Origin of the sequence: Pseudomonas sp. EA_65y_Pfl2_P78, assembly GCF_963970495.1 — a bacterium.
Classification (GTDB): Bacteria; Pseudomonadota; Gammaproteobacteria; order Pseudomonadales; family Pseudomonadaceae; genus Aquipseudomonas; species Aquipseudomonas baetica_A.
The window spans coordinates 57,845-79,599 of sequence record NZ_CAXAON010000018.1 but is presented as its reverse complement, the minus strand read 5'-3'; the positions used below and the strand labels follow the sequence as shown (position 1 = coordinate 79,599).

General features: G+C 60.4%; 19 protein-coding genes and 1 pseudogene. 8 read left to right on the top strand and 12 right to left on the bottom strand.

The features are described from left to right. The first annotated feature begins 223 nt into the window (after nucleotides 1–223). The 3 genes from AACY02_RS15615 to AACY02_RS15605 all read left to right on the top strand — a co-directional run bounded on the left by AACY02_RS15615 (nucleotide 224) and on the right by AACY02_RS15605 (nucleotide 4,613). The gene (locus tag AACY02_RS15615) at nucleotides 224–1,600 is read left to right on the top strand and encodes a glutamine synthetase family protein (protein WP_339432727.1); all 1,377 of its coding nucleotides are present in this window, start codon (nucleotides 224–226) and stop codon (nucleotides 1,598–1,600) included. Between the two features lie 189 nt (nucleotides 1,601–1,789). Continuing rightward, entirely contained in the window at nucleotides 1,790–3,280 is a 1,491-nt protein-coding gene (locus AACY02_RS15610; protein WP_339432726.1) for an aldehyde dehydrogenase, read from the top strand. Nucleotides 3,281–3,329: 49 nt separating this feature from the next. Next, nucleotides 3,330–4,613 (top strand): NAD(P)/FAD-dependent oxidoreductase, encoded by a 1,284-nt coding sequence (locus AACY02_RS15605; protein ID WP_339432725.1) that lies wholly within the window; start codon nucleotides 3,330–3,332, stop codon nucleotides 4,611–4,613. 93 nt (nucleotides 4,614–4,706) lie between these two features. Here the strand turns inward: AACY02_RS15605 and AACY02_RS15600 are convergent, their stop codons facing one another. Beyond that, nucleotides 4,707–4,946 carry a hypothetical protein gene (locus tag AACY02_RS15600; RefSeq protein ID WP_339432752.1) on the bottom strand — a complete coding sequence of 80 codons (240 nt, stop codon included), beginning with the start codon at nucleotides 4,944–4,946 and terminating at the stop codon, nucleotides 4,707–4,709. Here AACY02_RS15600 and AACY02_RS15595 point away from each other — a divergent pair. From AACY02_RS15595 to AACY02_RS15580, 4 genes and pseudogenes are all read left to right on the top strand, one after another. After that, nucleotides 4,902–5,060: pseudogene (locus AACY02_RS15595) on the top strand (LysR family transcriptional regulator); the annotation flags it as partial. The gene AACY02_RS15600 and the pseudogene AACY02_RS15595 overlap by 45 nt on opposite strands. A 258-nt stretch (nucleotides 5,061–5,318) precedes the next feature. Continuing rightward, the gene (locus tag AACY02_RS15590) at nucleotides 5,319–6,815 is read left to right on the top strand and encodes a helix-turn-helix transcriptional regulator (protein WP_339432724.1); all 1,497 of its coding nucleotides are present in this window, start codon (nucleotides 5,319–5,321) and stop codon (nucleotides 6,813–6,815) included. Between the two features lie 138 nt (nucleotides 6,816–6,953). Further along, the gene (locus AACY02_RS15585; protein WP_339432723.1) at nucleotides 6,954–7,211 is read left to right on the top strand and encodes a DUF1652 domain-containing protein; all 258 of its coding nucleotides are present in this window, start codon (nucleotides 6,954–6,956) and stop codon (nucleotides 7,209–7,211) included. Between the two features lie 324 nt (nucleotides 7,212–7,535). Further along, nucleotides 7,536–7,757 carry a hypothetical protein gene (locus AACY02_RS15580; RefSeq protein ID WP_339432722.1) on the top strand — a complete coding sequence of 74 codons (222 nt, stop codon included), beginning with the start codon at nucleotides 7,536–7,538 and terminating at the stop codon, nucleotides 7,755–7,757. 169 nt (nucleotides 7,758–7,926) lie between these two features. On the opposite strand, the gene AACY02_RS15575 is transcribed toward AACY02_RS15580, so the two are convergent. Further along, nucleotides 7,927–8,694 (bottom strand): SDR family oxidoreductase, encoded by a 768-nt coding sequence (locus tag AACY02_RS15575; protein ID WP_221732683.1) that lies wholly within the window; start codon nucleotides 8,692–8,694, stop codon nucleotides 7,927–7,929. 22 nt (nucleotides 8,695–8,716) lie between these two features. Further along, nucleotides 8,717–9,784 carry a phosphotransferase family protein gene (locus tag AACY02_RS15570; RefSeq protein WP_339432721.1) on the bottom strand — a complete coding sequence of 356 codons (1,068 nt, stop codon included), beginning with the start codon at nucleotides 9,782–9,784 and terminating at the stop codon, nucleotides 8,717–8,719. Between the two features lie 190 nt (nucleotides 9,785–9,974). Here AACY02_RS15570 and AACY02_RS15565 point away from each other — a divergent pair, with 190 nt between their 5' ends. Then, nucleotides 9,975–10,370 (top strand): DUF4280 domain-containing protein, encoded by a 396-nt coding sequence (locus AACY02_RS15565; protein ID WP_221732681.1) that lies wholly within the window; start codon nucleotides 9,975–9,977, stop codon nucleotides 10,368–10,370. Between the two features lie 115 nt (nucleotides 10,371–10,485). On the opposite strand, the gene AACY02_RS15560 is transcribed toward AACY02_RS15565, so the two are convergent. From AACY02_RS15560 to AACY02_RS15520, 9 genes are all read right to left on the bottom strand, one after another. Further along, nucleotides 10,486–11,028, bottom strand: coding sequence for a toxin-antitoxin system YwqK family antitoxin (locus tag AACY02_RS15560; protein ID WP_339432720.1), 543 nt, complete (start codon nucleotides 11,026–11,028; stop codon nucleotides 10,486–10,488). Nucleotides 11,029–11,040: 12 nt separating this feature from the next. Further along, a complete protein-coding gene (gene tssI / locus AACY02_RS15555; RefSeq protein ID WP_339432719.1) occupies nucleotides 11,041–13,050 on the bottom strand; it encodes a type VI secretion system Vgr family protein in 2,010 nt (669 codons plus the stop codon). Nucleotides 13,051–13,161: 111 nt separating this feature from the next. Then, a complete protein-coding gene (locus AACY02_RS15550; protein ID WP_339432718.1) occupies nucleotides 13,162–13,803 on the bottom strand; it encodes a hypothetical protein in 642 nt (213 codons plus the stop codon). Between the two features lie 102 nt (nucleotides 13,804–13,905). Then, the gene (locus AACY02_RS15545; protein ID WP_339432717.1) at nucleotides 13,906–15,402 is read right to left on the bottom strand and encodes a hypothetical protein; all 1,497 of its coding nucleotides are present in this window, start codon (nucleotides 15,400–15,402) and stop codon (nucleotides 13,906–13,908) included. A gap of 78 nt (nucleotides 15,403–15,480) precedes the next feature. After that, a complete protein-coding gene (gene tssH, locus AACY02_RS15540) occupies nucleotides 15,481–18,024 on the bottom strand; it encodes a type VI secretion system ATPase TssH (RefSeq protein ID WP_339432716.1) in 2,544 nt (847 codons plus the stop codon). A gap of 1 nt (nucleotide 18,025) precedes the next feature. Continuing rightward, entirely contained in the window at nucleotides 18,026–19,051 is a 1,026-nt protein-coding gene (tssG, locus tag AACY02_RS15535) for a type VI secretion system baseplate subunit TssG (RefSeq protein ID WP_339432715.1), read from the bottom strand. Then, nucleotides 19,015–20,808 carry a type VI secretion system baseplate subunit TssF gene (tssF, locus tag AACY02_RS15530; protein WP_339432714.1) on the bottom strand — a complete coding sequence of 598 codons (1,794 nt, stop codon included), beginning with the start codon at nucleotides 20,806–20,808 and terminating at the stop codon, nucleotides 19,015–19,017. The genes tssG and tssF overlap by 37 nt, the downstream gene beginning before the upstream one ends. Continuing rightward, nucleotides 20,792–21,235: a type VI secretion system baseplate subunit TssE gene (tssE, locus tag AACY02_RS15525; RefSeq protein ID WP_339432713.1), complete on the bottom strand. Its 444-nt coding sequence runs from the start codon at nucleotides 21,233–21,235 to the stop codon at nucleotides 20,792–20,794. The genes tssF and tssE overlap by 17 nt, the downstream gene beginning before the upstream one ends. A gap of 15 nt (nucleotides 21,236–21,250) precedes the next feature. After that, complete coding sequence (locus AACY02_RS15520; RefSeq protein WP_221732671.1) at nucleotides 21,251–21,748, bottom strand: Hcp family type VI secretion system effector; 498 nt, start codon at nucleotides 21,746–21,748, stop codon at nucleotides 21,251–21,253. Nucleotides 21,749–21,755 lie beyond the last annotated feature (7 nt).

Sequence of the window (21,755 nt, the reverse complement as noted above, 5' to 3'; positions counted from 1 at the left end):
TTTTAATTAACAACTGCCATGTAAAAAATTCTAAACGCCGTTCATCCATCTTTCACGGTTTCTGGGTGTCTGGCGCTTGTGTTGGCATGAAAGTGTTAAAAAAAGCCCTAAAAATAAAGGCTGGGCGGTCAGGTGTTCGCTATTGACTTCACTTTGTCTTTCGGATTGACTGGCTCGGCGAAACAGCAGTGAACATAATAATTAACAGCTAAATAGGTGCATCATGTCGGTCCCTCTGCGTGCCGTTCAACTCAACGAAGCAAACGCATTCCTTAAGAAACATCCTGAGGTTTTGTACGTCGACCTTCTGATTGCGGATATGAACGGTGTGGTGCGCGGCAAGCGCATCGAACGCACCAGTCTTCATAAGGTTTACGAGAAAGGCATCAACCTGCCGGCCTCGCTTTTCGCCCTCGACATCAATGGCTCCACGGTCGAAAGCACTGGCCTGGGGCTGGACATCGGCGACGCTGACCGCATCTGCTACCCGATCCCTGGCACCCTGAGCATCGAGCCGTGGCAAAAGCGCCCCACCGCACAATTGTTGATGACCATGCACGAGATCGAAGGCCAGCCGTTTTTCGCTGACCCGCGTGAAGTGTTGGCCAACGTGGTGCGCAAGTTCGATGAAATGGGCCTGACCCTTTGCGCGGCGTTCGAACTGGAGTTCTATCTGATCGACCAGGACAACGTGAACGGCCGTCCGCAGTCGCCACGTTCGCCGGTGTCCGGCAAGCGTCCGGTGTCGACTCAGGTCTACCTGATCGACGACCTCGACGAGTACGTCGACTGCCTGCAAGACATCCTCGAAGGCGCGAAAGAGCAGGGCATCCCCGCTGACGCCATCGTCAAGGAGAGCGCCCCGGCGCAGTTCGAAGTCAACCTGCATCACGTTTGCGACCCGATCAAGGCGTGCGACTACGCCGTCCTGCTCAAGCGTCTGGTGAAAAACATCGCCTACGACCACGAGATGGACACCACCTTCATGGCCAAGCCGTATCCGGGCCAGGCGGGCAACGGTCTGCACGTACACATTTCGATTCTGGACAAAGAAGGCAACAACATTTTCGCCAGCGAGGATCCCGAGCAGAACGCCGCGCTGCGACACGCAATCGGCGGTGTGCTGGAGACCCTGCCTGCGCAAATGGCGTTCCTCTGCCCGAACGTCAACTCGTACCGCCGCTTCGGCGCACAGTTCTACGTGCCGAACTCGCCGAGCTGGGGCATCGACAACCGCACCGTGGCGGTCCGTGTGCCGACCGGTTCGGCCGACGCCGTGCGCATCGAACACCGCGTGGCCGGTGCCGACGCCAACCCGTACCTGCTGATGGCGTCGGTGCTGGCCGGTATCCACCACGGCCTGACCAACCAGATCGAACCGGGTGCGCCGGTGGAAGGCAACAGCTACGAGCAGAACGAGCAGAGCCTGCCGAACAACCTGCGCGACGCACTGCGCGAGCTGGACGACAGCGAAGTCATGGCCCGCTACATCGACCCGCTGTACATCGACGTGTTCGTCGCGTGCAAGGAAAGCGAGCTGGCCGAATTCGAAAACTCGATCTCTGACCTTGAGTACAACTGGTACCTGCATACGGTCTGATTTGCAGACCAACACCGACCCAATGTGGGAGCGGGCTTGCACGCGAATGCGGTGTGTCATTCAAAATCATTTTGTCTGGCATGGTGCTTTCGCGAGCAAGCCCGCTCCCACAGGGGATACGGTTACCAGGTTTTGATGAGTGGGCGATCGCCTGCCATCACCCCAATCCCCCCTTGTCGAGCCACAACAATGACTACAACCCGCAACGACTGGGAACAACGCTTCCAGTCCCTGACCCTCGAATCCCGCGCGTTCATCAACGGCGAATACCGCCCGGCGATCAGCGGCGACACCTTTGAATGCCTGAGCCCCGTCGACGGCCGTTTCCTCGCCTGCGTGGCCAGTACCGACGAAGCCGACGCCAACCTCGCTGTTGAAGTCGCTCGCCAGTCTTTCGAATCCGGCGTGTGGGCGAAAAAAGCCCCGGCCGAGCGCAAGCGCATCCTGATCCGCTTCGCCGATCTGATCCTGCAACACCAGGAAGAACTGGCGCTGCTTGAAACCCTGGACATGGGCAAACCGATCAGCGACTCCATGAGCATCGACATCCCGGCGACCGCCAACGCGATCCGCTGGAGCGCCGAAGCCATCGACAAAATCTACGACGAAGTCGCCGCCACGCCGCACGACCAACTCGGTCTGGTGACCCGCGAACCTTCGGGCGTGGTTGCCGCCATCGTGCCTTGGAACTTCCCGCTGATCATGGCCAGCTGGAAGTTCGCTCCAGCGCTGGCCGCCGGTAATTCGTTCATTCTCAAGCCTTCGGAAAAGTCGCCACTGACCGCCATCCGCATCGCGCAACTGGCGCTGGATGCCGGCATTCCAAAAGGCGTGTTCAACGTCCTGCCGGGCTTTGGTCACACCGTCGGCAAAGCGCTGGCGTTGCACATGGACGTCGACGTGCTGGCCTTTACTGGCTCCACGGCGATTGCCAAGCAACTGATGATTTATGCCGGCCAAAGCAACATGAAACGCGTTTGGCTCGAGGCCGGGGGCAAGAGCCCGAACGTGGTGTTTGCTGACGCCCCGGACTTGCGCGCAGCAGCCCAGGCCGCCGCCGGCGCCATCGCCTTCAACCAGGGCGAAGTGTGCACCGCCGGTTCGCGTCTGCTGGTCGAGCGTTCGATCCGCGAGCAATTCATCCCCCTGCTGGTGGAAGCGCTGCAAGCGTGGAAACCCGGTCACTCCCTCGACCCGGCCACCACCGTCGGCGCCGTGGTTGATCAGCGTCAACTCGACAACGTGCTGCGCTACATCAGCATCGGTCGCGAGCAGGGCGCCGAACTGATCGCTGGCGGCCAACGCACCCTCGAAGAAACCGGTGGCCTCTACGTGCAACCGGCGCTTTTCGACGGCGTAACCAACGCCATGACCATCGCCCAGGAAGAGATTTTTGGCCCGGTGCTGTCGCTGATCACCTTCGACACTGTGGAAGAAGCACTGCACATCGCCAACGACAGTATCTTCGGCCTCGCCGCCGGGGTCTGGACCAGCAACCTGAGCAAGGCGCACACCTTCGCTCGCGGCCTGCGCGCCGGCAGTGTGTGGGTCAACCAGTACGACGGCGGCGACATGACCGCGCCGTTCGGTGGCTTTAAACAGTCGGGCAACGGTCGCGACAAGTCGCTGCATGCGTTCGACAAGTACACCGAGCTGAAAGCGACCTGGATCAAGCTCTAATTCTTTTACAGCGACGGTCGCAGGTGTTCTGCGGCCATCGGAGAAACGTATGAAACAACAACACGTAAACAGCTACTACGCCGCCACCCGTAACGAAGTCATCGACTTCCCGATGCTGGAAGAAGCGGTGGACTGCGACGTCTGCATCATCGGCGCCGGTTACACCGGTTTGTCCTCGGCGCTGTTCCTGACCGAAGCCGGCTACAAGGTGACGGTGCTGGAAGCGGCGAAAGTCGGCTACGGCGCCAGCGGTCGCAACGGCGGTCAACTGGTCAACTCCTACAGCCGCGACGTCGACGTGATCGAAGAGCGCTACGGCGACAAGACCGCAGAAATCCTCGGCAGCATGATCTTCGAAGGCGCCGACATCATCCGTTCGCGCATCAAGGACTACGACATCCAGTGCGACTACCGCCCAGGCGGCATTTTCGCGGCGATGAACAAGAAGCAGCTCAACGGTTTGGCCGAGCAGAAGCGCAACTGGGAACGCTACGGCAATCGCAATCTGAAGATGCTCGACGCGGCGGACATTCGTCGCGAAGTCGGCTCCGACGCCTACGTCGGTGGCCTGCTGGACATGCAGGGCGGCCATGTTCACCCGCTGAACCTGGCCCTCGGTGAGGCCGCTGCAATCACGCGCCTGGGCGGCAAGATCTACGAGCAATCGGCCGCCGTGGAGATCACCTACGGCGAGCCCAACGTCGTGCGCACCGCCAAAGGCCTGGTACGCGCCAAGTACCTGTTGATCGCCGGCAACGCCTACCTGCCGCAAGGCCTCGACAACCGCGTGACCGCGAAAAGCATGCCGTGCGGCTCGCAGATCGTCGTCACCGAACCGTTGACCGAGAAGCAGGCGCGCAGCCTGATCACCAACAACTACTGCGTCGAAGACTGCAACTATCTGCTGGATTACTACCGCCTGACGGCCGATAACCGTCTGTTGTACGGCGGCGGCGTGGTCTACGGCGCGCGGGAACCGGACGACATCGAACAACTGATCCGCCCGAAGATCCTCAAGACCTTCCCACAACTCAAGGATGTGAAAATCGACTACCGCTGGACCGGCAACTTCTTGCTGACCATGTCACGCATGCCGCAATTCGGCCGCATCGAGAAAAACGCCTACTACATGCAAGGCTACAGCGGCCACGGCGTCACCTGCTCGCACCTGGCCGGCAAACTGATCTCGGAGATGATCCGCGGCGACGCCGAACGCTTCAACGCCTTCGCCTCCCTGCCACACATGCCCATGCTCGGCGGCCGTACCTTCTCCGCCCCATTGACCGCCCTCGGTGCCGTCTACTACTCGCTACGCGACCGCTTCGGCATTTAGGTTACCTCCCCGGCGGCGGCCCCCAAGACTCCCGCCGGTTTTTTTCCTGAGTCCAGCGCTCAAACTGTGGAAGCTGATCTGCCAGCGATAGCGTCATGACGGGGTGTGCAAGGCCAACTGCTTGATCACTTCAACCACTGGCGCCACCCGTTCAGCCTGCCCATGCGGCCACACCGCATAGAGGTTGTAATGCGCCGCAATCTGCGCCAGACCGTCCGACAACACACTGGCAAACAACTGCCCGGCATCCGTCAGGTTGCTGCCGCCACCTTCACGCACGAACAGCGGCTGGCCGATGAACTGCATTTCGGTCGTGCCGCTGAGCGGTTGCATATCTGTCAGCCGCCTCTGAGCCAGCAGATTCGCCTGCTGGAAGAAGAACTCGGCACGCCGCTGTTCGAACGCAGTCATCACCGCGTCGAGCTGACAGCGGCGGGGTTGGTGTTCAAGGCGCTGACGCCACCGCTGCCGGAAGTGCCGCTGTACGCCACCTATCGGGCGGACGATGCTTCGCCGATGCTCAAGCTGTTTCTCGATACGTTGCGTGAGTGGGTGGAACACTGATCCCTGTGAGAGCGGGCCAGCCCGCGAGGAGGCCGGATAAATCAGCATCAAGTCTTATGACGGACCCTTGCAGGTGCTTCGCACGATCACGCGCCGCTGCGGTCGTAATCTTCACATGGTCGTATCACTTGTGGAGATCCAATGAGCCAGGAAGTCCTGACCCGCGAAACCAATCGTCGTCAGTTGCAACAGATCATCGCCGGGTTGTCCGACGGGGTGATTCTGCTTGAGCTTGATCAGAGCATTCTCTGGGCTAATGAAGCGGCGTTGGCCATGCACGGCGTCAACCGGATCGGCGAGCTGGGCACGAACGCCGATGAGTACGCCAAGCGCTTCAGCCTGCGTTATCGCAACAATCACCCGGTGCCGCCCGAGCACTATCCCATTAGCCGTGCCGCGCGTTGCGAAGCCTTCAGCGACGTGTTGATCGAGGTGTTCGCTGTGGATGACCCCGAGCGCATCTGGGTTCACAGCGTGCGCAGCATGGTGCTGACCGACCGTGATGGCCAGCCCGAGTCGCTGGTGCTGATCATGAGTGACGTTACTGATTGGGCCAATGCTGAGCAGCGCTTCGAAAAGACCTTCAATGCCAATCCGGCACCGGCGGTGATCTGCCGTCTCAGCGATTTGCGGTATATCAAGGTCAATCCGGGGTTCCTGGAGATGACTGGCTACACCCGCGACCAAGTGATTGGCACCTCGGCCTATGAAATCGACATCCTTGAGCAGGCCGATGATAAAGACCTGGCCATCCAGCGCCTGCGCGATGTGGCGACTATTCCGCAGATGCAGGCTGAACTGCGATTGCCCGATGGCACCACCAAGCAAGTGATCGTTGCCGGACAACCGCTGGTGCTTAATGACGAGCCGTGCATGTTGTTTTCCTTTGTCGACATGGAGTCGCGGCGCCAGGCTGAAGTGGCGCTGCGCCAGAGTGAAGAGCGGTTTGCCAAGGCTTTTCGCCTGACCCCGGTGCCGATTCTGATCTGCAGCGCCGACGAGCAACGGGTCATCGACGTCAATCAAGCGTTCCTCGATACCCTGGCCTATGCCGGCGAAGACGTCGTGGGCAAAACCGTGACGCAACTGAACGTTATCAACGACGCCGAAGAGCGCGAACGGTTGCTGGTGGCACTGGAGAAAAACGGCCGGGTTGATTGGGTCGACGTAAGCGTGCGCAAGCAGGATGCAGATTTGCTTGAATGCACGCTGTCCGCCGACACGGTCAATATTCAGGGCATACCGTGCTACCTGCTGGTGCTGATGGACATCTCCGAGCGCAAGCGTACCGAGCTTGAACTGGTGGCGGCGATTGAAGAGGTGATGAAGGACGCTTCGTGGTTCAGTCGCACGCTGATCGAAAAACTGGCCAATGTGAAGAAGGTCAACTCGCCGCAATTGCCGAGTGTGTCGTTCACCGAGCTGACCGCTCGTGAGCGCGATGTGCTGGGGTTGATCTGCGAGGGGCTGGCGGACAAGGAGATCGCGGCGCGGCTGAAACTGGCACCGAACACGGTGCGTAATCATGTGGCGACGGTGTATTCCAAACTGGATGTGCACAGCCGCAGTGAAGCAATTGTCTGGGCGCGCGAGCGTGGCTTGTTTTCGGGCGATTGGCGCAGCAAAGGCCAGCGATAGGGTGCAAATGCACTAGTGCGACAGGTGCAAATTCGTGTGTTGCTGTGAGGAGGCTGTTCTTAGTCTGGCGGGGTGCGATACGAGCCTTTTTTTGGCTTGGGATCGTGTCCCAGTGAGACAGTTCAAGGAATAGCTCCAATGATGAATCTTGCGCAGTTGCGCGCGCGGCTTGAGCACAGTTTTTCGCCGCTGGCTTGTGAGTGTTCGGTGGATGGTGATCATTCGCTGACGGTGAAGCTGTTTGACCCGGTTTCCGGGCAGGTGGATTTGGTGATCGGTGGTTTGAAACTCGATGCTTTGCGCACGTCCGGGTCTGTCGATGTGTTGATTGATGAATTGCGGTATGAGTTGCAGAGCAACTCTTTGGGGACTTCGCGGGATCCTGATCTGGCGTAGATTATGGTGTGGGCAGGTTGCTTGCTGGGGCTCTGAGTTCCTTCGTTTCGGGGCGCACCAATAGCAGCCGTGGTCGCCGACCCATTTCTGTCGGATGCCCGCGATCCCTGTGGGAATGGGCTTGCTCGCGAAAGCGGCCAGACTGGCCAGCGGCTTGTGCAGGCAACCTGCGCCGGGAGCACAACGCAAAATCGACAGCCAGTCTTCCCTGATCTGACCGTTTTACTGGCGCTTGCGAGGGGCTCGGCTATAAAGAATGAGTGGTCAGGTCTTCCGTGGTCGGTTTGGTCGCGGGAGTTTGTCTCTCTTTTCGCGGGTCGTCCTATGAACAATCTTGGGAAACGCGTGTGTTCGCCGTTGTCGTTGGTTTTTTCTGTGGCGCTGTTGGCCGGTTGTGCCAGTGCGCCGCCACCGCCACCGGTAATGCCACCTGCGCCGCCGGAACGCACCTGCCAGGTCCTCGAGAATACCGAGGTAGCCGGCGATGTGTATGCCGACGGGCAAGTGACTCGTCACATCACCACTACCCGTTGCATCACCCAATAGCGTGCGCAGGGCAATAGTCTCGGTCTGAGCTGATTGTGCTGGAGGCTGGCGAGGTGGGCGGGACGGTGTTGAGTTTCGGTTGGCAAGTGCCAAGGCTCTTGGCCTGGTACACATGCCCTGTGGACGCGAGCACGCTCACCTCCACAGGGTTATTGATTGACCGCCAGGATCAGGACAGGAACCCGCCGTCCACGTTCAGTGAGACGCCTGTGGTGTAGCTCGACGCATCACTGGCCAGGTACAGCACCGCACCGGCCATTTCACTCGGATCGGCCACACGCTTGAGCGGGATCTGCGTCAGTGCCTGTTTCAGAATCGCGTCGTTCTTCACCAGCGCCGAGGCGAACTTGGTGTCGGTAAGGCCCGGCAGCAGGGCGTTGCAGCGGATGCCGAATTGCGCGCATTCCTTGGCGAAGACCTTGGTCATGTTGATCACCGCCGCTTTGGTCACCGAGTAGATGCCCTGAAAGATCCCCGGCGAGATGCCGTTGATCGAGGCGACGTTGATGATGCTGCCACCACCGTTTTCGCGCATCAGCTTGCCCGCTTCCACGGACATGAAAAAGTAGCCACGGATGTTCACGTCGACGGTCTTCTGGAACGCGCCCAGATCGGTGTCCAGCACGTTGCAGAACTGCGGGTTGGTGGCGGCATTGTTCACCAGAATATCCAGGCGGCCGAACTGTTCCTTGATCCCGGCGAACACTTGGCTGATCTGTTCCATTTCACCGATGTGGCAGGCCACCGCGGTGGCTTTGCCGCCGTCAGCGATGATGGCGTCGGCGACGTGCTGGCAGCCGTCGAGTTTGCGACTGGAAACGATGACGTGGGCGCCTTGTTGGGCGAGCAGTTTGGCGATGGCTTCACCGATGCCACGGCTGGCGCCGGAGACGAAAGCGATCTTGCCGTCGAGGTCGAACAACTGAGTCTTGGACATAAGGGTTCCTGGGTGTGGGCCGTCAGAGGCTCGATTTCGAAATGACCTGCAAGCTCATCTGCTCCAGCAGTTTGTTCATGTGAATGAACTGCGCGAAGCGTTTGTCCTGGGTCTGGCCATGGTAGAAGCGGTAGTAGATCTGCTGCACGATCCCGGCCAGACGGAACAGGCCGTAGGTGTAGTAGAAGTCGAAATTGTCGATCTGGATGCCCGAGCGCTCGGCGTAGTAATCGACGAACTCGCGGCGGGTCAGCATGCCCGGGGCGTGGCTCGGCTGGCGGCGCATCAGTTGCACCGGCGCCGGGTCGCCCGCCTCGATCCAGTAGGCGAGGGTGTTGCCCAGGTCCATCAGCGGATCGCCGAGGGTGGTCAGTTCCCAGTCGAGCACGCCGATGATCTGCATCGGGTTGTTCGGGTCGAGGATCACGTTGTCGAAGCGGTAGTCGTTGTGGACGATGCTCGACGTCGGGTGGTCGGCCGGCATCTTGTCGTTGAGCCAGGCTTTGACCGCTTCCCAGTGCGGTGCGTCCGGGGTCAGGGCTTTTTCGTAGCGCTCGCTCCAGCCTTTGATCTGGCGGGCAACGTAACCTTCAGGTTTACCCAGATCACCGAGACCACAGGCCTTGTAATCGACGCGGTGCAGTTCGACGAAACGGTCGATGAAACTCTTGCACAGCGCCTCGGTTTTCGCTGAATCCAGACCCAGCTCCGGCGGCAGTTCCGAGCGCAGGATGATCCCGTTGACCCGTTCCATCACATAGAACTCGGCGCCGATCACCGATTCGTCGGTGCAGTGCACGTAGGCTTTCGGGCAATACGGAAAACCGTCGCGCAATTGATTGAGGATGCGGAATTCGCGGCCCATGTCGTGGGCGGATTTGGCCTTGTGACCGAACGGCGGCCGGCGCAACACGAACTCCTGCTCGGGGTATTCGAGCAGGTAAGTCAGGTTTGACGCGCCGCCGGGAAACTGGCTGATCGCAGGCAAGCCGCGCAGGCCCGGAATGTGTGCCTTGAGGTATGGATCGATCAGGCTGGCATCGAGTTCTTCGCCAGAGCGGATACGGGTGGACTGGTCAGTAAGCGCCATGCTTATCCCTTCTGCTTATTTTGGAGGCCAGACATCATTGGCTAATCTAATGGGGCGCTCGGTCGGTCACAAGCGCGGGTCGGTCTTATAGGTTAGCGTGTTGCCGGACAATCACCTTTGGGAATGTGCAGGGCGGGCCGTAGCAGACTAAGGTTTAGCGGGTATGCCGTGTCCAACAAGGAGTCGGGAAATGGGCTGTCCACAAGTCTGTGCCACTGCGACTTTGCAATGCAGCTTCGGCGCCGCACCGTCGGCGCTCAACGTGTTGCCGGTCAATCGCACGCTGACCGGCGGGATGCCGGCGGCGAACATCATGGATTACATTCCGCTGGTCAACATCCTGCCGTTCGGGGTGTGCATGAGCATGGCCAATCCGACGGTGGCGGCCGCCACCGCTGCTGCGCTGGGCGTGCTGACACCGATGCCGTGCATTCCGGCAACCGCGTCGCCATGGATTCCCGGCGGCGCGCCGACCTTGCTGCTCGGCGGGATGCCAGCGATCGATGCCAACAGTACGTTGATGTGCACTTGGGCGGGGGTGATCAAGATCGTCATGCCGGGGCAGATGCAGATGCTGATTCCCTGATTGTTGCGTTGGATGTGCCGGCCTCTTCGCGCGCAAGCCCGCTCCCACATTTGATCGCATTCCAATGGGTAAGCGGGCTTGCTCGCGAAAGGGCCAGTCAATACACCCTGAAACGTCAGGCCTGCTGCGGATCCATCCAGCGTTGATACCACCAGCGCACCCGCGAAATCGGCTTGCCATCCGCGCCCAACGGCCGTCCATCCTCGGCAAACCCCTGTTCAGGCTCCATCAACTGCCCATTCACATAACGCGCTTGCACCGCCGGTTTGCCATTGGGATGAAAGCGCTGATAGCGCCCCTCACGCACGCCATCGCGATAAAACTCAGCCTCCGCCACCTGGCCGTCAGGAAAGTAATTGAGCGCTTCCCCATGCAACAACCCGCGCCGATACGTTGCCTTGCGTTGTAAAAAGCCCTCCGGCGCGTAAAAACTGGCAACCCCTTGCAGCTTGTCGTGTACAAACGGCATCTGCGCCGAGACCTTGCCATTGGGGTGATAGAGCAGCGACGTACCCTGCAACTCGCCCTGGCTGTAGTTCAGATCGGCTTGTTTGCGCCCGTCGTCCTTGATTTGCAACGGGCCATCGAGCTGGCCGTCCTGCAAACGTCCCTTGAGCTGCTTGTCATTCTGCTGCAAGTCCAGCGGTGTGATCGCCATGGTTGCTCCCTGTCAGTTGACCTGCACCAGCCCGCCCTTGATGGTCAGCATGCCGCCGCCGTCCACGGTCTGCGAGGCCGCGCCCTTGTTGGTCAGGCTGATGCCAGCATCGTTGGTCAGGGTGGTTCCGGCCTTGTTGTCCAGCGATGTACCGGCCTGATTGGTCAAGGCAGTGCCGGCCTTGTGGGTGATCGAGGTGCTGGCCGACGTCGCCAGATCGGCGCCGCTCTTGATGGTGAAGCTGCCGCCACTTTGCAGGGTCAGGGTGCCGCTGACTTTGATCGTCAGGTTGCCGTCCACGGTCAGGCTGTAATCGCCCGTGACTTTGTCGGTGTAATTACCGCCCGTGCTGTGATCTTGGTCAGCGCCGACTTTTACCGTGCGACTGTCCTTGACATCGAGCGTGTCGCTGCCGGTCTGGATCGTCACACTGCGTTTGCCTTTTTCCAGGGTCACGGTCTCGTCGCCGTCCTTGACCGTGCGGGTGCGGGCGTTCTGTACGGTGAGGGTTTCGTCGTGGCCGACGGTGGCCGTGGTGTCGTTGAGCACGTTGATCTTCAGATCTTTCTGCGCCTGCAAAAACACCTCTTCGGCGTCTTTCTTGTCCTCGAAGCGCAGTTCGTTGAAACCGCCGCCACCCTTTGACGATTGGGTCTTGATCCCCGATTGCGTCTGATTGGCCGGCAAGGCGTAGGGCAGGGCGTTGTCGCCGTTGTAGACGCACCCGGTCACCAGCGGCCGATCCGGATCGCCGTCGATAAAGGTCACGATGACTTCCTGACCGATGCGCGGGATGAACTGCATGCCAAAGCCCTTGCCGCTCCAGGGCAACACCACGCGCACCCAGCAGGAACTGGTTTCATCGTTCTTGCCATCGCGATCCCAAGGGAACTGCAACTTGATCCGGCCGTATTCGTCAGTCCAGATTTCTTCGCCGGACTTGCCCACCACAATTGCAGTTTGCGGGTGCATGCGCGGTTTTGGTGTGACCCGTTGCGGGCGAAACGGCGTGGCTTTGGGGATCGCTTCGAAACGGTTGCGATAGCTTTCATGGCTGACGTCATGGGTGACCCGCGTCACCACCCAGTCGATGTTCAGGCTCGCATCGTCGTGCCCGTCGAGGGTGAACCAGTGCCCCGGAATCAGCCAACGGCAATCACTTTCGCCGACAAAACGTTTCTCTTCACTGCGCAAACCGTCGACGCGCTGCTTGGTCAACGCATCGCCGCGCGCCTTGGCGTTGTAGCCGCCCGGATGTTCGTAGATCGCACGCGGCCCGGCGACCGCTTCGGCCTGGCCGTACAGCGAAGTGGTCGGCGTGGTGAACTCGTAATCCGTCGCCTTGTACACCCCAGCCACCGCTTGCAAACACACCTGGCCTGCGCGAATCCCGTGCAGCTCGCGCTGACCCAGTCCTTGCCCCAGATAGCTGACCTTCGGCCCATTAGGGGTCTGCACGAAAGCGTCGTTGCTGTCGCCCAGTACAAGCGTGTGCTTGCCGTCGTCGTGGGTGAAGAACCAGAAAATGCCTTCTTCTTCCAGCAGCCGCGAGACGAAGGCGAAATCGGTTTCGCCGTATTGCACGCAGTATTCGCGCGGGGTGTAGCTGCCGGTCAGCGACAGTTTGAAATCGCTGAAACCGTGGGCGTTGAAAATCGTCGTGACGATGTCCGAGGTGGCGAGGTTCTGGAACACGCGGTTGTTGCTGGCCAGGGTCAGCCACCAGAGCCATGGCCTGAGTACAAGCTGATAGCGCTCGGCGGTGGCGTCAGCGGGGAGCTGGCGGATTTCAGCGACCAGCGCATCGAACGGACGCAGTTGTTCGTCGTTGTGCAGGGTGGTGGTGACGTGGGTGGCGACGGCGCTGATCAGGGTGAGGGCGGTGCCGTCGTTGAGGCCGTTGAGGATTTGTGAGCCGAGCAGGTTAAGGCCTTCGTCACCGGACAACGCCTCAGGGTAAAGCGCCGACAGCGACGTGGCAGTGAGCGAAAGGCTGGTGTTGCTGTCGGTGGATCGGGGCATGGTGTTGTCTCTTTAGAGGGGGCAGGTTCCACTATTCAGAGGCTGAGACAAGTGAATTTATACAGATAGATTTCGACTTGACCGGGCTTTTCAATTCATTCGGTTATTAATCTATAACTGTACGACAACCGGATTAAGTGTCTCCATGTGCGCAGAGTACCCGCAAGGACCGACCTGTTGACTCGTGGCCTTGTGACTTAGGAAATCAACGAGATGCATCAAAGTGTCACTCATGTATCTGACTGTACCTGATACTCCATCGCCTACTGTGCCCGAGTGAGCCTCTATCTGAAACCAGGAGTCTCCATTGTTAGTTCCGAAAAGAACGGTTCCCCAGTTTTGTTGGGGGGTCAAAGGGAGGCGAAGTTCATACTGCGGATTGGCGTTCCCTGGATAATGAGAAGATGGAAGATTCACGCCTGAATTTCGCTGTCCCGAGGGGACTGTTAATTGTTGATATTCCTGTTGCCAGGTTTGATACAAGGCTGCTCCGTCTCTGACGATAACGTGCCCGCCATGAAACGCCAGAGTCCCGCCCTCGGTATTGCCTGCCTGAGTGGTACCCAGTTCATACAAGTAACGGACTTGGTTGATCAGGTCTATTTGCAGTCCACTGAAGTAAGCCTGATCGTAAATAAGTCGTTGATAGATTTCATTTGAGGTGAACACACGCATACCTGGGATGGTAGCCAAACTTAACCAGGGACGAACGCCACCACCGAGTTCTGCTGGGGTCATGATACTAAATGGCATGGTTACTCCGTGAATAGGTGAGTTATTGATGTTGACCAAAAAAAGGGTACGGATTTATTTGTTCGGCAAACGGCAGAATTAAATCCGTCCCCTTTGATTTAGCTACTTCTGAACATTTTTGGCCTCAGCCGCCTTGGCCTGCTGCCACATCGGAATCGCCTTGAACGCAGTGACCATGTCGTAATCCAGCGCCACCGGTTTTGCACCTGCTGAGGTGTCCGGCCCCATCGGGGTCTTGCCGTCGCGGCTCTGGAACCAGCTCATCCAGAGTTTCGATCCGGGGTCGGCCATGACCAGTGCCGCGTCAGGGTCACTGCCCGAAAGTGGCGGATCGATGGTTTGTGGTGGCTGGCTGGAGGTGGGCAGCAAGAACGAGGTCATCGGATATTGGGCGCTGCTGTGGCATCCCAGGCATCCGGCACTGGCCAGACCGGCCGGGTAATAGTGCGAGCCGGTCCAGGCTGGCGTCACGACGGCACCGTCGTTCGGGCCTGACAATCGGCCGTCCCATCCCAGCGTTGAGACCGAATAAGCCGGCGACTGGGGATTGATCCAGTTTTCGCTGAGCTTCGGATTGACCGTGACGGGCGGCGTCAGCGCTGTTGGCGCCGTGTTGATGACGTCCGGGTTGCCGCCCCAGGTGGCGCCCAGCGGAATCATCTTGTCCCAGGCGTCTTTGCCCGGCGCGTTCTTGTCGTAGACCAGGGTCGAAAACACCCATCCGGTTTGCGGTGAGGCGACACTGTCCTTGACGATGATGTCGAACTGCATCAACGACACCTTGGTCATCGCCGGTTGAGTGGTGGTGCCCTTGAAGTCTTTGCCGACGCATTGTGTTTTATTCAGCGCGCTGCCATTGCTGGTGTTCACCGGTGCGTAGATTTCCCATTGGGCGGCGCCTTCCATGGGGGCCCAATCGCTGCCACAGGCACTGACCATGGCAAATTTGATGATGACGCTGCCTTCGGCAAACTGCGTGGTGCTCGTTTCCAGAACCGGATTCATTGCGCGTTCAGGGGTTTTGCCCCAGATGTCGCCGAGGGTTTTCGCCGCACGGGTGTCGTACAGTGTCAGCACATAAGTGGTCACGGGCAGGGTCTGATCCGTCAGTGTGCCGGCGGGAAACCCTGACCCGACATACACACCACGAATGGGTTCGCGTTCGATACCCAGCCAGATCGAGTCGTACCAGCCGCTGTCCTTGTAGTTCCAGTTGGCGTAGTCGTAGACGATCTTGCGCATGTCCGGGGAGACGTAATCTTTCAGCGCCTGAACGTAGGCACCGGCGTTGGCCTGGGTGATCTTGCCGTTGCCGGTGGTCTTGCTCCAAGGGAAGGAAGTGCCGGTCGGTAATTGGGTCGGATAATCATGGCTGAGTGTGAACAGCGGCCCCTTGTAGTTCGGCGGCGGGGAAATGGGCGAGGTCAGAAAGGGGTCAATCTGCAAGTTCGCGCCATTGAGTTTTTCGACCGTAGAGGTCAGGAAGGACACCTTGCCCACCAACTCGTTTTCCAAATGTTGGGTGTCCGCTGGTGCGGACAACGGTATTGCGACACAGGCTCCCAGCAGACTCATCGGTAATTTCAGGCTTTTTTTCATGACATTATCCTTGTCAGTTTTGGAAGAGTACCTTCCTTTCATCACGGTTTTTCGTACATCGGCGAAGGGCGATGGGGATTACTCCAGCACCCACTCCGCCAACTTCCCCGTCACTTGCGTCATCAACACATTCTCGACATCCCGCGCACCCGCCGCACTGCACTTGGCGAGCACGGCTTTGACAATTCCCGCATCAAACTCGAATTGTTTGCCGGTCGCTGCCTTGTAGCGGCCACGCAACTTCTCAAGTTTCGCCAGCACAATCCCTTCCAGCGTCGCCTCATCCAGCGGTCGATACGCAACCACGGTCATGCGCGCCAGAAATGCCGGACGGAAGGCTTGCAGGAGGACTTTATGCAGGGCTTCGTTGAAGGCGTCAGAACCGAGTTGCGCCACGGGTGTGTCGAGCAGTAACTCGGCACCGACATTGCTGGTGGCGAGCATCACGGTATTTTTGAAGTCCACCACCAATCCGGTGCCGTCCTCCATCAAGCCTTTGTCGAAAACGTTGTAGAACGCCTCCAGCACATCGGGATGGGCCTTCTCGATCTCATCGAGCAACACCACGGAATACGGCTTGCGCCGCACCGCTTCCGTCAATACACCACCGCTGCCATAACCGACATAACCGGGCGGCGCGCCTTTGAGTTGGCTGACGGTGTGGGCTTCCTGGTACTCGGAGAGGTTGATGCTGATCAGGTTGCGTTCGCCGCCGTACAACGCATCGGCCAGCGCGTAAGCGGTTTCGGTTTTGCCGACGCCGGTAGGGCCGACCAGCAGGAACACCCCGACCGGTTTTTGCGGGTCGGTGAGGCCGGCGCGATAGGCCTGCAAGCGTTGGGCGATAGTGTTGAGCGCGGTGCTTTGGCCCATGACGCGTTGGCCCATGCGGGTGCCGAGTGTGCGCACGGCATGGGCTTCGTCGGCGAGCATTTTGCCGACAGGAATGCCGGTCCATCCGGCGATCACGGCGGCGACGGTTTTGGTATCGACCTGCTCGGGCACCAGTGGATCGTCCTGGCGGATCGCATCGAGTCCGGCTTCCAGACGCAGCAGTTCAGCGGCCAGATGATCGATGCGGCTGTCAGTCGCTTCGTCGGGTTTGTCGCTGTCGGCGCGCTCGCTCAAGTCGAGCAACTCACGACGAGTGTCGAGCAACTCGCGCACGGCTACACGCTCTTCACCCCAACGGGTTTCCAGTTCGCGGATGGCTTGAACGTTGCCGCCAGATTCGCTTTCCAGCAGGGTAATGCGCTCACGGTGATCCAGCCCCGTGGCCTGTTCGCGGCGCAAGCGTTCGACTTCATCCTTGAGGCTGTTTTGCCGGTGGCGCAGGCTTTCCAGCGGCGGCGGCACGTCGTGCTGGCCGAGGGCGACGCGCGCGCAGGCAGTGTCGAGGACGCTGATGGCTTTGTCCGGCAACTGACGGCCGGAGATGTAGCGGTGCGACAGTTTCACCGCTTCGTGGATCGCCGCATCGAGCACCTGCACGCCGTGGTGCTGTTCGAGTTTGGCGGCGACACCACGGAGCATTTCCACGGCGGTGATTTCGTCCGGTTCCTCGACTTGAACCAACTGAAAGCGGCGGGCGAGGGCCGGGTCTTTCTCGAAATATTTTTTGTACTCCATCCACGTCGTCGCGGCGAGGGTGCGTAATTCGCCTCGGGCCAATGCCGGTTTGAGCAGGTTGGCCGCATCACTGCCGCCCTCGGCACCGCCGGCGCCGATCAGGGTGTGGGCTTCGTCGATGAACACAATGATCGGTTTGTCGGCGCTGCGTACCGCGTCGATCACGCCTTTCAAGCGTTGTTCGAATTCGCCCTTGACCCCGGCGCCGGCCTGCAACAGACCGAGATCAAGCACGCGCAAACTGACTTCCTGCAACGAGGGCGGCACGTCGCCGGCGGCGATGCGCAGGGCCAGGCCTTCGACCACGGCGGTTTTGCCCACGCCCGGTGCGCCGACCAGAATCGGGTTGTTCTGCCGGCGCCGCAGAAGGATGTCGATGCATTGGCGAATCTCACCATCGCGGCCCACGATCGGGTCGATGCGTCCGGCATGGGCGTCGGCGGTCAGGTCCTGGGTGTATTGATCCAGCACCGAATCCTGTCGTGGCGCAGGATGTCCAGAGGAAGCCGCGGAACGCGGGCCGACATGCTCACGGGAGTTTTCGGTCCACTCCAGCAAGTTCGCCCGCAGCGCTTCTTTGGGAATGCGCAGTAACGATGAGGCACTGTTGAGCAGCAGGCTGCGGCGCTCGTCGCGGTCAATCAACGCCAATAGCAGCAGCCCCGAACGAATGCTGTCGAGTCCCAGCACACTGGCCTGCACCACCGCATCTTCGAGTAAGCCCAGGGTGTGTGACGACAGCGCTGGCGTGCGCGTGCTGCCAGCCTTGAACAGTTCCAGCGCCTTGTTGATTTCAGCGCTCAGCGCATCACGCTCCAGACCGAAGCGCGGCAGCAGAAAGGCAAAGTCGCCGCCCTCGATATCCAGCAATTCCAGCAGCAAATGCTCAATCTCGACAAAGTGATGCCCGCGTTGCAGGCACCGTTGCGCGGCGCGTTCGAGGGCGCGGCGGTTGTCCGGGTTGAGGCGTCCGATCAGGCTGGCCAGTTCCATTTCAGGTGATCTCCAGCTGACGCAGGCGGGTTTCGATGCGTTGCACTGCAAGGCTGGCCTGACGTTGCAAACCACCGTTCCAGCTCAACAACGCCGGGGCCTGACGCCCCAGCTTCATCGGCCCGGCCCCGCGCACCAGCAATACCAGCGTGACATCCAGATCTGGCCCGAAGTACAACGCGGCGAGGCTCGCCAGCGCCGGGTGCGCCTCACCGTCCGGCAGGAAACGTCCGGCTTGCGCCGACAGCAACGGCCCCAGCGTCAGGCGAATGCCGGCGTGTTCATCCCAGACCCGAGTACCGGCCACGGCCGTGCGCCCCAGTTGCAGATTGCGTCCACCGGGTTTGATCACGCTGCGGCTGGCGGGCGGAATCTCGCGCCAGGCACCCTCATAAGCGTTCAGTTCGACCGGCACTTCAAACTGCTCACGGACAATGGCGGCGAATCCGGCCAGCGAGCGGCGGCCATCGGCAAACAACGCCGTACAGGCCAACACCGCACAGTCCGGAACCGCTTGGCGCTCCTGCAAGGATTTGGGCAGTAAACCGGTCAGTGCGCGCAGTTGCGCCTGTACCGGCGAAGCGCCCGGCGTGACAAAGCCAAGCGCGATCCGGTGTTTGCGCATCACCTTGTACAGCAGGCTGAGCAGGCGATGCTGAAACAGATCGAGGAATTCGGCGGGCGCATGATCCTTGGCCCGGGCGCGTTGTTGCAGCCATTCCTGATAGGCGTAGGGCAGCGGGCCGTCGGGGCCGCCGAGGCCGAAGATCGGCGTGTCGAGGGTCAGCGGTGCGCCGGGCTCTTCGCACAGATTTTCGATCTGGCTGGTGGGAAACAACGGCGTCAACGGCCCTCGCAGTTTCAAGGCCTCCGCTTGGGGCGAAGTGCCGCTGCCGAGGGTTTCGGCCTGTGGTTGTTCGCGCTCCAGCAAGAGCAGCGCCTGCAACCACTCGAACGCTTGGGGATCGCGGCGCAGTCGTTGGCTCAGGGTCAGAGCGATAGGGGCATGCCGGCTTGGGGTTGCCATGCCTTGACCTCCTTGTCGGCTTGCATCAACACCGTGCGCACAAAGCGATTGGCCGTGGCGTACACCGAGAAAAACTGCGCGAGCACTGCCGAAAACAGCACTGCGCTGCTACCGACGAAATGCTGCGGATCAAGCTGCAGTTGCACCTCCAGACCGTTGCGCCAACCGCGCCAGGCATCGACGCCGACATGGCCGATCACTCGCTCGCAACTCAGGCTCAACAACCCTTCGATCTGGCGCAAAGCGCTGGCTTCGTCACGCAGGTTGTGCAGATGCAGAATCTCTTTCAATGCGTCGAGTGCCTGCGGGCCTTCGACCAGCGACAAGTGATTGAGGGTCAGTTGCGACACCAGCCGCCAGCGCGAATCACCGTCCAGTCGCGGCATGCTCTGCGGGCTTGGCGGATTGCGCAGGCGTGCCCACGCGACCGGGCCGGGGCGTTCGAAGCCCAGCGGTGTGCCGGCGGCCAGGCTCTGAGCCAAATGACGATTGGTGCAGAGCAGTTCGGCGGTGAGGCTGTAGTCGGGCAGATCCGTTTGCGGTTCGAAGCGGGTGTCGACCACGCTCACCAGCAGGTCACTGCCGAGCCGGTTCGGGGTCATGCCGCTGACTCGCCGGGCATGCCAGTAACGCTGTTGATCACCGCCGCTGTGCTGACTGCCGTAATACGCCGGCAGGCGCTGCACGCCGGCACTGGAGCTGGCACGCATGCCGCGAATGCTGTGGATCTCGACGCTGTTCTCGCGGTGGCTGTCGGCGATCAAACGGTATTCGCTGCGGGTGCCATCGGGGCGCAGCGGCTCGGAGGTGCGCGGGAACAGGTTGATGGCGGGGGCGCAACCGAGGGCGATGTCGCTGGCCTGCAAATGCAGACGGCTGGTGGGTGCACGGTCGAAAACGATGTACAGATAGAGCGTCTGACTGTCGCTGGAAACGCCACTGAGTGGCAGATCGAAGAAGTGGAATTTGTCCGGGAAGGCAAAGTACTCGGCCAGCAGACGCATGCCCGGATGCACGCCGTCTTCGTCGGGCAGCAGCACTTCGTCGTCGCTGAAACCGACGATCTTCGGCAAGCCTTTAACGGTTACCGGAACGCTGCCCGGCGACCCTGCCAGCACCTGCATGGCATGGGCGCCGAGCAAGTCATATAAACCGGCGTTGATCACCGGCGAAGCTGCCAGATGAATACGCAACTGCTCAATGCCCAGCTGCGCCCATTGGCTGTCACCCAGGCAGCGCAGACTCAGGCGCAATGCTGAGCGAGACTGTGCCACACCCGTAAGCGCCTGGGCTTCATCACTGCCAAGCAACAAGGCCTCTGCGACTTCAACCGGCCACAAACGCACTGCGGCACTGGTGCGAAAGTGGATGCTTTCACCTTTGCTGGTGGTGACGAACAACGGCGTGTCGCGGGGCAGGGGATAGCCTTCGTCGAGGTTGCCTTTGCTCGGGTCCGGTTCAAATTGCACGATGGCGCAGGACGGCAACGGGCGCATGGCCAACGGGTAAAGTTGTTCGAGCAGCGCGTCGCTGAACTCGGCGTAGTCATCGTCCAGTCGTCGTTGCAGACGCGCCGCCAGCAGCGCAAAACCTTCCAATAAACGCTCGACATGCGGGTCCGGGCATTCGCCGGGGGACAGTTCCAGGCGCCGTGCGACTTTCGGATAGCGCTCGGCAAACTGGCTGCCGGCATGCCTGAGCCAGGTCAGTTCGCGTTGATAGTAGTCGAGCAGTTGCGGGTCAATCGAGTCGCTCATGGCGCACCTCCAGCCCTTGGCCGCCAGGCTCGATGGCAAACGCCACCGGCCAGTGCTGGTGGCCGCTGCGCAACTCGCCGAGCAGGCGAATGCTCATTTGCTGAGGGTGTTCGGGCAACGGATTGACCTGAACCTCGCCCAGACGCAGGCGCGGTTCAAAATGTGTGATGGCTTCGCGAATGTCTCGCGCCAGTCGACGTCGGTCGTCGCTGCGCTGCTGTTGCAGAGCGCTCCAGTCGGCGATGCCGTAGTCGATCACGCTCGGCGGTGTGGTCAGTGTGCGCGGGCCACGGCGGGTGTTGAACAGGCGCCCGAGCTCGGCGTGCACCGAGTCGAGCAAATCCTGGCGATCAAATTCCCGCGCGCCCTCAGCCTCGCTGGATGCGAGGCGTTCGAACAGCGGGGGAAGCATGCCGGTGCCTGCCATGGCCGGGGCGCCGGGTTAGCTGACGAGCTTGTTGGCGGCCATGTCCCACGTCGACGCGGCGGTGCCTTCCTTGGTGCCGTCGTCCTTCTGCGCGGTGAGTTCCCATTTGATCTTGGTGAAGTTCAGGGAAACGGTTTCCACCGGTTTGCCTCCGGTACCGCCGCTGACGCTGACGTTCGACAGCACCACGTTGGTCAGGGTGTAGATGATGAACGGCAAGAGTTGCCCGCTGCCTTCGGCGGCGTTGCGGCCGATGGTGATCTTGGCTTCTGGAATCGGCTTGCCGGCACAGCAGTATTCGTTGAGGGACGGCGTCGAGGTGTCGACGAATTTGGTCACGGTGAACTCGCCGACGTGAGGTTTACCGGAAGTGCGCTCCGAGTTGCTGACGTCATTGGTGACTTGCATCGCGACGTTGTGGCTGTAGGACATGACTTCGATCTTGTCCGCGTAACCCTCGAGCAGGCTGTCGCCTTTGATGTCGCCGCCGAGGTCGAGAATGATTGCATCCATCGCTTGA

Excerpts from the sequence above, each read along its gene's own strand:
- AACY02_RS15615 (WP_339432727.1), top strand. The coding sequence starts at position 224 with ATGTCGGTCCCTCTGCGTGCCGTTCAACTCAACGAAGCAAACGCATTC.
- AACY02_RS15610 (WP_339432726.1), top strand. The coding sequence starts at position 1,790 with ATGACTACAACCCGCAACGACTGGGAACAACGCTTCCAGTCCCTGACC.
- AACY02_RS15605 (WP_339432725.1), top strand. The coding sequence starts at position 3,330 with ATGAAACAACAACACGTAAACAGCTACTACGCCGCCACCCGTAACGAA.
- AACY02_RS15600 (WP_339432752.1), bottom strand. The coding sequence starts at position 4,946 with ATGCAACCGCTCAGCGGCACGACCGAAATGCAGTTCATCGGCCAGCCG.
- AACY02_RS15590 (WP_339432724.1), top strand. The coding sequence starts at position 5,319 with ATGAGCCAGGAAGTCCTGACCCGCGAAACCAATCGTCGTCAGTTGCAA.
- AACY02_RS15585 (WP_339432723.1), top strand. The coding sequence starts at position 6,954 with ATGATGAATCTTGCGCAGTTGCGCGCGCGGCTTGAGCACAGTTTTTCG.
- AACY02_RS15580 (WP_339432722.1), top strand. The coding sequence starts at position 7,536 with ATGAACAATCTTGGGAAACGCGTGTGTTCGCCGTTGTCGTTGGTTTTT.
- AACY02_RS15575 (WP_221732683.1), bottom strand. The coding sequence starts at position 8,694 with ATGTCCAAGACTCAGTTGTTCGACCTCGACGGCAAGATCGCTTTCGTC.
- AACY02_RS15570 (WP_339432721.1), bottom strand. The coding sequence starts at position 9,784 with ATGGCGCTTACTGACCAGTCCACCCGTATCCGCTCTGGCGAAGAACTC.
- AACY02_RS15565 (WP_221732681.1), top strand. The coding sequence starts at position 9,975 with ATGGGCTGTCCACAAGTCTGTGCCACTGCGACTTTGCAATGCAGCTTC.
- AACY02_RS15560 (WP_339432720.1), bottom strand. The coding sequence starts at position 11,028 with ATGGCGATCACACCGCTGGACTTGCAGCAGAATGACAAGCAGCTCAAG.
- tssI (WP_339432719.1), bottom strand. The coding sequence starts at position 13,050 with ATGCCCCGATCCACCGACAGCAACACCAGCCTTTCGCTCACTGCCACG.
- AACY02_RS15550 (WP_339432718.1), bottom strand. The coding sequence starts at position 13,803 with ATGCCATTTAGTATCATGACCCCAGCAGAACTCGGTGGTGGCGTTCGT.
- AACY02_RS15545 (WP_339432717.1), bottom strand. The coding sequence starts at position 15,402 with ATGAAAAAAAGCCTGAAATTACCGATGAGTCTGCTGGGAGCCTGTGTC.
- tssH (WP_339432716.1), bottom strand. The coding sequence starts at position 18,024 with ATGGAACTGGCCAGCCTGATCGGACGCCTCAACCCGGACAACCGCCGC.
- tssG (WP_339432715.1), bottom strand. The coding sequence starts at position 19,051 with ATGGCAACCCCAAGCCGGCATGCCCCTATCGCTCTGACCCTGAGCCAA.
- tssF (WP_339432714.1), bottom strand. The coding sequence starts at position 20,808 with ATGAGCGACTCGATTGACCCGCAACTGCTCGACTACTATCAACGCGAA.
- tssE (WP_339432713.1), bottom strand. The coding sequence starts at position 21,235 with ATGGCAGGCACCGGCATGCTTCCCCCGCTGTTCGAACGCCTCGCATCC.
- AACY02_RS15520 (WP_221732671.1), bottom strand. The coding sequence starts at position 21,748 with ATGGATGCAATCATTCTCGACCTCGGCGGCGACATCAAAGGCGACAGC.